The organism is Thermus sp. (assembly GCF_037444525.1).
In the GTDB taxonomy this organism is placed as follows: Bacteria; Deinococcota; Deinococci; order Deinococcales; family Thermaceae; genus Thermus.
Window position 1 is genome coordinate 1 of record NZ_JBBIMD010000083.1, and the last position, 7,465, is coordinate 7,465.

At 67.6% G+C, this 7,465-nt stretch carries 8 protein-coding genes and 1 pseudogene; 5 read left to right on the forward strand and 4 right to left on the reverse strand.

What is annotated here, in order from left to right; translation table 11 throughout:
- Window positions 1-93, reverse strand: a pseudogene (locus WKI94_RS11020) (IS5/IS1182 family transposase); the annotation flags it as partial.
- Window positions 94-150: 57 nt separating this feature from the next.
- Between WKI94_RS11020 and WKI94_RS11025 the strand changes: the two are divergent.
- The gene (locus WKI94_RS11025) at window positions 151-609 is read left to right on the forward strand and encodes an Hsp20/alpha crystallin family protein (RefSeq protein ID WP_337845788.1); all 459 of its coding nucleotides are present in this window, start codon (window positions 151-153) and stop codon (window positions 607-609) included.
- 73 nt (window positions 610-682) lie between these two features.
- On the opposite strand, the gene WKI94_RS11030 is transcribed toward WKI94_RS11025, so the two are convergent.
- Both WKI94_RS11030 and trmB read right to left on the reverse strand, forming a co-directional pair.
- Complete coding sequence (locus WKI94_RS11030; RefSeq protein ID WP_337845782.1) at window positions 683-1,753, reverse strand: aminotransferase class I/II-fold pyridoxal phosphate-dependent enzyme; 1,071 nt, start codon at window positions 1,751-1,753, stop codon at window positions 683-685.
- A gap of 12 nt (window positions 1,754-1,765) precedes the next feature.
- Complete coding sequence (trmB, locus tag WKI94_RS11035; RefSeq protein ID WP_337845789.1) at window positions 1,766-2,701, reverse strand: tRNA (guanosine(46)-N7)-methyltransferase TrmB; 936 nt, start codon at window positions 2,699-2,701, stop codon at window positions 1,766-1,768.
- 74 nt (window positions 2,702-2,775) lie between these two features.
- Between trmB and WKI94_RS11040 the strand changes: the two genes are divergently transcribed.
- Genes WKI94_RS11040 through WKI94_RS11055 form a run of 4 tightly spaced genes read left to right on the forward strand, consistent with a single transcriptional unit; the run spans window position 2,776 to window position 7,060 of the window.
- A complete protein-coding gene (locus WKI94_RS11040) occupies window positions 2,776-3,354 on the forward strand; it encodes a DUF4388 domain-containing protein (protein WP_337845783.1) in 579 nt (192 codons plus the stop codon).
- Window positions 3,355-3,357: 3 nt separating this feature from the next.
- On the forward strand, window positions 3,358-4,308 hold the full coding sequence (locus WKI94_RS11045; protein WP_337845784.1) for an HD domain-containing phosphohydrolase: 951 nt from the start codon (window positions 3,358-3,360) through the stop codon (window positions 4,306-4,308).
- A 32-nt stretch (window positions 4,309-4,340) separates the two neighbouring features.
- The gene (gene topA / locus WKI94_RS11050) at window positions 4,341-6,794 is read left to right on the forward strand and encodes a type I DNA topoisomerase (protein WP_337845785.1); all 2,454 of its coding nucleotides are present in this window, start codon (window positions 4,341-4,343) and stop codon (window positions 6,792-6,794) included.
- Window positions 6,794-7,060: a hypothetical protein gene (locus tag WKI94_RS11055; RefSeq protein ID WP_337845786.1), complete on the forward strand. Its 267-nt coding sequence runs from the start codon at window positions 6,794-6,796 to the stop codon at window positions 7,058-7,060. Before topA ends, WKI94_RS11055 begins: the two co-directional genes overlap by 1 nt.
- Here the strand turns inward: WKI94_RS11055 and WKI94_RS11060 are convergent.
- Window positions 6,999-7,465 (reverse strand): VanW family protein (locus WKI94_RS11060; RefSeq protein WP_337845787.1); only part of this gene is annotated, 467 nt, incomplete at its 5' end. The two genes, WKI94_RS11055 and WKI94_RS11060, sit on opposite strands and share 62 nt — an antisense overlap.

Sequence of the window (7,465 nt, forward strand, 5' to 3'; positions counted from 1 at the left end):
GCGGCCGCCAGGCTTGGGGGCTGGGATGAGGGGTTCCAGGAGGGCCCACTCCGCATCACTGAGGTCGCTGGGGTAAGATCGTCTAGAGCTCACCCCTCAAGGATACCACCCTTTTACGACAGCCTCTAAGCAAAAGTGGAGGTGATGAAGATGACCCTGGTTCGTCGGGACGGTCGTGAACTCACGCCCTTCCGCACCTGGGGTCCGTTCTCCCTCTTGGAGGAGGTGAATCGGCTCTTTGAGGAGACCTGGGGCGATCTGGCCCGGCCCGCGGTGGCCTACGTGGCCCCGGCGGACCTCTACGAGACGGACGAGGCCTTGATCCTGGAGATGGCCATCCCCGGCCTTTCCCCTGAGGACCTGGAGGTGAGCCTCGAGGGCAACAAGCTCACCGTGCGCGGCCAGGTGCGGCCCAGCGCGGACGAGAAGGCCCGGCGCTACTACCTCCAGGAGATGGCCCACGGCTCCTTTGTCCGCACCTTCGCCCTGCCCGTGGAGGTGGACGCCAGCGGGGCCAAGGCCGAGTTCCGCCACGGCATCCTCCGCCTCACCATGCCCAAGGTGGCGGAGGTCCGGGCCAAGCGGATCCCCGTGGAGGTGGTCCAGTAGGGCCTCAGGAAACCCCCCCGCCCGAGGGCGGGGGGGTTAGGCCTTTTGAAGGGGCTTCCCGCGATGGAGGTGCTTAGCCCTCCTCCAAGGCCCTTTGCAAGCGGCCTAGGGCCTCCTCCAGCACCTCGGGGTAGGTGGCGAAGTTGAGGCGGACGTAGGCGCCATACCCCTCCCCAAAGCTCTCCCCGGGGTTCAGGGCCACCTTGGCCCTTTCCAGGAAGAAGGCCGCAGCCTTTGGGACGGGGGTTTTGAGCCAGGCTAGGTAGGTTCCCTCCGGGGGGAAGTGGCCGAGGCCCACGGCTTTGGCCCAGGCGGCCACCCGGTCGCGGTTGGCCCGGAGTTGCCGCAGGGTCTCCGCCAGCCAAGGCCCCCCCTCCAGGAGAGCGGCCTTCCAGGCGGCCATGGCCAGGACGTTGGGGAAGGTGTGGGGTAGGTGGCGCTTTAGGGCTTCCAAGAGGGGCCTAGGCCCCATGGCCGCCCCGATGGGCAGGCCTGCCAGGTTGTAGGCCTTGCCCGGGCCCACCAGGGTGAGGGTCCTTTCGGGGAGGAGGCGGGCCAAGGGGGTGTGGGACCTTTCGTAGGTGAGGGGGGCGTGGAGCTCGTCCGAGACCACGATGAGGTCGTGCTTGCGGGCGATGGAGGCCAGGGCGGAAAGCTCCTCCTCGGTGAAGACCCGGCCCGTGGGATTTTGCGGGTGGCAGAAGAGGAGGAGCCTCGAGGCGTAGGCCAGCCTTTCCAGGCCCTGAAGGTCCAGCCGCCACCCCTCCTCCGTCTCCTTTAAGGGGTTGGCCAGAAGGGTGCGCTTCTGTTCCCGGATGGCGGCGAGGAAGGGGGGATAGATGGGCACCTGGGTCAGCACCCCCTGCCCCGGGGCGGTGAAGGCGGCCACGGCGGCGTAAAGCCCCACCACCACCCCAGGCATGAAGACTAGGTCTCCTTCCACCCCCGCCCCTTCCAGGATGAGCCTCCTAAGCTCCCCATCCCCTTCCCTTGGGGGGTAGCCCAAAAACCCCTCCGCCCGCTCCTTCAAGGCCTTCCAGATGGGCTCAGCCACAGGAAAGTCCATGTCCGCCACCCAGAGGGGCAGGACCCCTTCGGGGTAGGCGCTCCACTTTAGGGAGTCCTGGCGCGGGGGAAGCCTCATGGGGTCATCTTACTAGGCGTGGTCCTGGACCACCTTTAGGCCCAGGCCCTTTAGCCGCTCCACCAGGCCCCGGACCGCCCCCTTCACCCCTTCGGTGATAAGGGGGTGGCCGAAGTGGCTCACCCCGGCGTAGACCCCGTGGGCGCTCCGCCGCACCTCCAGGAGGAGGTCTTGGGTCAGGTCCTCCTCCTCCACGTGGGCGAGCACGTAAAACCCCTCCTCATCCCTGAGGACCTTTAGAAAGACCGCCACCCCCCCTTCTAGGGGGAGGACGGTCTTGGAAAGGGGCAGGTGTTCCGGCAAGGGGCCTTCCAAAAGGGCGTGGGCCATGGGGTACCTCCTTGTGGGGGGCCAGGGGGCCTCGTCCCCCAGGGTCTTGGTGAAGACCGCGTGGAAGAAGGGGCGGCCTTCCCCTTTCCACTTCTCCGCGTACTTGGTGGCGAGGTGGAGGGGCGGGGGCGGGGGGGTTTCCACCCGGTAAAGCCCTGTGGCCAGGGCCTCTTCCAGGGCAAAGTGGAAATAGTCCTCGTGGTCCGTGGTGAGGAGGAGCCTCCCCCCCTCCCCAAGACGGGTGGAGACTTTGCGGAAGAAGCCCCGCTGGAGGAGCCGGTTTTCCTGGTGGCGCTTTTTGGGCCAGGGGTCGGGGAAGTTCACGATGACCTCCAGGACGCCCCTTGGGGGCACCAGGTTCCTCAGGGCGAAGGCCCCTTCCCCGTGGTAGAGGCGGACGTTTCCCACCCCTTCCCGCTTGAGGCGCCGTAACGCTCGCACCACGCTCCCCGCCGAGACCTCTACCCCCAGGACGAGCCTATCCGGGTGGAGCTTGGCGTAAAGGGCGGTAAAGCGACCGTCCCCGAAGCCCACCTCCACCACCAAAGGCCCTTCCCGGCCGAAGAGGGCCTTGGGGGAGGGGGGAAGCTCGGGCAGGAGGGCGGGGCGCACCAGCACGAGGGGGCATTCTAGCATGCTTTCAAGGGGTTTTCACAGGGCCCTTTTACCTTGGGCCCTAGGAGGAGGGTTGTATGGCCCTATTGGGAAACCTCAAGGATTTGCCCCTGGATGAACTCCTTCAGGCCCTAGGCCACAAGGAGGGGGCGCTGGAGATTTGGAACGTGAAGGGGGTGCCCGCCACCACCCTTTACCTCAAGCCGGGCTACATCCGCTCCCTGGACCAAAAGGGCAAGCCCCTGCCGCCCCTGGCGGCCAAGGCGGTCTTCCAGGCCCTCCTTCGGGCCCGGGAGGGGAGTTTTGAGTTCATCCCCCACGTGAAGCCCTCCCACAAGTACCGTCTAAACTGGCCCCTGGACCGGGCCCTCCTCAGCCTGGTGACCCTTACGGACGAGCTGGAGCGTGTCCGGGAAAAGCTGCCTCCCAAGGAGGCCCGCTTCAGGATCAGCCCGGAAGGGCTCAACCGGTTGGGAGCCCCCTCTTCCGGGAAGGCCCCCTGCCGGGACCTCCTTAGGGCCGCGGCCGACCTCCTGGCCCGGGGGGCCTCGGTGGGGGAGATCGCCGAGCAGCTTGGCCTCCCTTGGGACTACGTGGCCTTCTGCCTGCACCGCCTGGCCTCCCTGGGGGCGGTGCAGCCCACGCTGGGGAGGTAGGGGATGCGGGTCTTGGTGGTGGACGACGACCCCACCCAGCGCCTTCTCCTCATGCGGGCCTTGGCCCCTTTGGGGGTGGAGGTGGCGGAGGCCAGGAACGGGAAGGAGGCCCTGGATCTCCTAGGGGAAAAGCCCTTCCACCTGGTCCTCACCGACCTCCACATGCCGGTGATGGATGGCCTCCAGCTCACCCAGGCGGTGAAGGCCCAAGATCCCTTGCTCCCCGTCCTCCTCCTTACCGCGGATGGGGAGCGGGAGACCCGCCTGAAGGGTCTACAGGCGGGGGCAGACGACTTCCTAAACCGCCCCGTGGACCTCAGCGAGCTCCGCCTTAGGGTGAAGGGCCAGCTGGAAAGGCGGCGCCTAAAGGAGGAAGTAGAGGAGCTGGAGAAGACCCTCCTCGTCCTCATGAGGGCGGTGGAGGCCAAGGACGCCTACACCGCGGGCCACGGGGAACGGGTGGCCCGCTACGCCCTCTGGGCCGCAGAGGAGCTTGGGGCTTCGGAGGAGGAGTTTAAGGACCTCAAGATGGGGGCTCTTCTCCACGACGTGGGCAAGATCGCTATCCCCGACCACATCCTGCGGGGGGACTACCCCCTCACGGAGGCGGAGTGGGCCTTTATCCGTAGGCACCCCGAGGTGGGGGATGAGATCCTAAAGCCCCTCCGGGCTCACCCTCGCCTAAGGCCCTACGTGCGCTGGCACCACGAGAAGCTGGACGGCTCTGGCTACCCGGATGGCCTCACCCAGGTGCCCCTTTTGGTCCAGGCCCTCTCCGCGGCGGACATCTACGATGCCCTCACCAGCGTGCGCACCTACCGCAAGCCCCTTCCCCAGGAGGAAGCCCTCGAGGCCCTGTCTAAGGAGGCCGCCCAGGGCCGCCTGGACAAGGAGGTGGTCCGGGCCTTTAGGAGCGCCCTCCTCCGGAACCGCGCCCTGATGCCCAGGGGTTGACAAAAGGGGCCGTTTCCCCCTAAATGGGGGCGATGCCGGCTAAACGGGGCCAGTCCAAGCGGAATACCCCTGAGGGAGAGAGGGGGGTCTTGGTGGTGGTGGAATCCCCCGCCAAGGCTAAAAGCATCGGCAAGATGCTGGGCCCGGGGTACGAGGTCAGGGCCAGCAAGGGCCACGTGGCCGATCTCCCGGAAAGGGCCCTGGGGGTGGACGTGGAGAAGGGCTTCGCCCCCACCTACGAGGTGAAGAAGGAGAAGAAGGAGGTGGTGGAGGAGCTGAAGCGGGCCGCGGAGGGCAAGCGCCTCCTCATCGCCACCGACCCCGACCGGGAGGGGGAGGCCATCGGCTGGCACATCGCCCGCCTCCTAGGGCGGGACCCCAAGGAGCCCATCCGGGTGGAGTTCCACGAGATCACCCCCAAGGTGGTGCGCCAGGCGGTGGAGGCCCCTAGGCCCATAGACCAGAACCTGGTGGATGCCCAGCAGGCTAGGAGGGTCTTAGACCGCCTTCTCGGCTACAACCTCTCCCCCCTCCTCTCCCAGGCTTTCCGCAAGCGGGCCCTCTCCGCGGGAAGGGTCCAGAGCGTGGCCCTAAGGCTCGTGGTGGAGCGGGAGGAGGAGATTGGGGCCTTTAAGAGGGAGGTCTACTGGCTCCTCCACGGGCGCTTCCGGGCGGAGGGCCAGGAGCTCTGGGCTTCCCTTTACGAGGTGGAGGGGAAGCGCCTCTGGGCGGGGCAGGGGGAGAAGGAAGGGCGGCTCCACCTGAAGGAGGAAGGGGAGGCGAGAAGGCTTGCCCAGGAGGCCCTCCGCTTCCCCTACCGGGTGGGGCGGGTGGAGGTCAAGGAACGGCGCAAGGCCCCCCCACCTCCCTTCACCACCTCCGCCCTGCAGCAGGCCGCCTCCTCCCGGCTCGGCTACACCGCAAGCCGCACCATGCGCATCGCCCAGCGCCTCTACGAGGGGGTGGACCTCCCCGAGGGCACCGTGGGCCTCATCACCTACATGCGCACGGACTCCGTGCGGGTCTCTCCTGAAGCCTTGGCCCTGGCCCGGGAGGTGATCGGGAAGGCCTTCGGCCTCGAGTACCTCCCAGAAAGCCCCAGGGTGTACCGGAACCGAAGGGAGGGGGTGCAGGACGCCCACGAGGCCATCCGTCCCACGGACCCAAGGCGCACCCCTGAGTCTGTTCGCCCCTACCTCTCGGAGGAGGAGCACCGCCTCTATGACCTCATCTGGCGCCGCTTTTTGGCGAGCCAAATGCGGGACGCCCTTTACGAGCACACGGTGGTCTTCCTGGAGGGGGGCTCCTTCCGCTTCCGGGCCTCGGGCTCGGTCTTGAAGTTTGAGGGCTATCTCAAGGCTTGGGGAAGGGAGGAGGACGAGGAAGAGCCCCCGGTGCCTGCCCTTTCCCAAGGGGCCGAGGCCCGGCTTTTGGAGGTGAGGCCGGAAGAGAAGGCCACCGAGCCTCCACCCCGCTACACCGACGCCACTTTGGTGAAGACCCTGGAGGAGCTGGGCATTGGCCGGCCCTCTACCTACGCCCCCACCCTGGAGACCCTGGAGAAGCGGGGCTATGTGGAACGGAGGGGCCGCACCCTCCTTCCCACCCCCCTGGGCCAGGAGGTCACGGACTACCTGAGGCGCCACTTCCCCCAGGTGGTGGCCTACGAGTTCACCGCCCGCATGGAAGACCGCCTGGACCAGGTGGAGGAGGGGAAGGCTCCCTGGCCCAAGGTGGTGTGGGAGTTCTACGAGCCCTTCCTGAAGGAGCTCGCCCAGGTGCCCAAGAAGACCTGCCCCAGGTGCGGCCGCCCCCTGGAGCTCAAGGTGAGCCGCTACGGGCAGTTTCTGGGCTGCACCGGCTACCCCGAGTGCACCTACACCGAGCCCCTGGAAGCGGACGAGCCCCTGGAGGAGGCCTGCCCCAAGTGCGGCCGGCCCCTGGTGCGCAAGCGGGGCCGCTTCGGGCCCTTCATCGCCTGCACCGGCTACCCCGGGTGCGACTACACCCGGGACGACGCCAAGCTCACCCCCTGGGCCTGCCCCAAGTGCGGGGGGCGGATCCTGGAGAAGCGAAGCCAAAGGAAGCGGACCTACTACCGTTGCGAGAACAAGGCCTGCGACTTCCTCTCCTTCTACCCCCTCCTCTCCACCCCTTGCCCGGGGTGCGGCTGGCCCTTGGTGAAGAAGGGCGAGGGGGCTTGCCTAAACCCCGCCTGCCCCCTCCACGACCCCGCCCTCCTGCCCAAGGAGGCCCCCAAGGCCAAGGGGCGGGCCAAGAAGGCCCTTCCCCAGGGCAAGCCCCGGGACTGGGAGGAGCTTATGCCCTTCCTTCCCGAGCTTCCCAAGGAGGAGCAGAAGGCCCTCGAGGCCCTAGCCCAAGGCGAGGCCCTGGACGAGGCCAAGGCTAAGCTGGCCAAGAAGGCCCTCTTCAAGCTCCGCATGAGGAAGGGCCGGGCCAAGAAGGAGGCGGTGGTGGGGGACTGATGGAAAGCTTCAAGCTCCACCTCCTCCGCCTGGCCAAAAAAGGCCCCCTCGAGGTCCCGGGGCTTCCCCTAAGGGCCTACCCCTTGGAGGCCCCCGAGGAGCGCCCCGGCCTTTTCCGGCTTTACCTCCTTTTGGAAGGGGAACTGGTCATAGACCTCCCTGAAGGGCGCTACCTCCACCTGAAGCGGGGCGAGGCGGCCCGGGTCACGGAACCCCACCGCCTCCTGCCGGTGGAGCGGGCGGTGCTCCTGGAGCTATTGGGCTAGGCCCCACCAGGTACACCGCCCCCCAGGGGCGGTAGCGGCTCAGGAAGCGCTCCTCCACCCCCCGCCCGTCCCGGTAGCGCACGTAGCGCCTAACCTCCACCACCGCCCCTTCCGCGGCGAAGTCCACCTGCTTCCGGGTTCCTGGGGGAAGCGTGGGGTCTAGGATCTCCTTGGGGGGAAGGGGTGGGGTCCTTTCCAGCAAGATGGGTCCCTTCCAGGCCACGGTCCGGTCCTTGGTGCCGAAGAGGTGGAAACGCAGGGTGTGCCCCTGGATGGAGGCCTGCACCCAGAGGGCCCCTGGGGTGTCGTTCTCCACCTTGAGGTCCTTGTCGGGTTGGAAGACCGCGGCGTCCAGCCCCGTGGGCCGGTAGTAGGCCACCTGGTAGCTGTGGGGGTGGCGCTCCC